The organism is Pseudomonas brassicacearum (genome assembly GCF_003732265.1).
Taxonomy (GTDB): Bacteria; Pseudomonadota; Gammaproteobacteria; order Pseudomonadales; family Pseudomonadaceae; genus Aquipseudomonas; species Aquipseudomonas brassicacearum_D.
Window position 1 is genome coordinate 1 of the sequence record NZ_MOBK01000400.1, and the last position, 625, is coordinate 625.

Annotated in this window: 1 protein-coding gene; it reads left to right on the plus strand. The window is 63.7% G+C overall.

Features of this window, described 5'->3' with window-relative positions:
* Positions 1-57: 57 nt before the first annotated feature.
* Positions 58-625, plus strand: a 568-nt coding sequence (locus BK660_RS31925; RefSeq protein WP_123436468.1) for an ATP-binding cassette domain-containing protein, incomplete at its 3' end; no start/stop codon positions are given.

Below are 625 nucleotides of genomic sequence, written 5' to 3' on the forward strand. Positions count from 1 at the left end.
TGAGCGTGTGTGGTTGCGCTGGCACCCGGCCTATCAGGTTGCCAAAGGAGGTGCGGCATGACTGCTCAACAACCTCCACGCCTGCTTCGCGGGATTCCGCTGGCGGTGCGCAACCTGCAGAAAACCTTCGGCGCGCGGCAGGTGCTGCGTGACATCGATCTGCACATTCCGGCGGGGCAATTCGTCGCCGTGGTCGGGCGCAGTGGCTGCGGCAAAAGTACCTTGCTGCGTTTGCTCGCTGGGCTTGATCAACCGACTGGCGGCGACTTGCTGGCCGGTTCTGCGCCGCTCAGCGATGCACGGGAAGACACCCGATTGATGTTCCAGGAGGCGCGTCTGCTGCCGTGGAAAAAGATCATCGACAATGTCGGCTTGGGCCTTAAAGGCAACTGGCGTCCGAAAGCGCTTGAAGCACTGGACGCGGTGGGTCTGGCCGATCGCGCCAATGAGGGGCCGGCGGCGTTGTCTGGCGGACAGAAGCAGCGCGTTGCACTGGCGCGGGCGCTGATTCACCAACCGCGCCTGCTGTTGCTCGACGAACCGCTCGGCGCGCTGGATGCGCTGACCCGCATTGAAATGCAGCAACTGATCGAGCGTCTCTGGCAGCAACACGGCTTCACCGTGC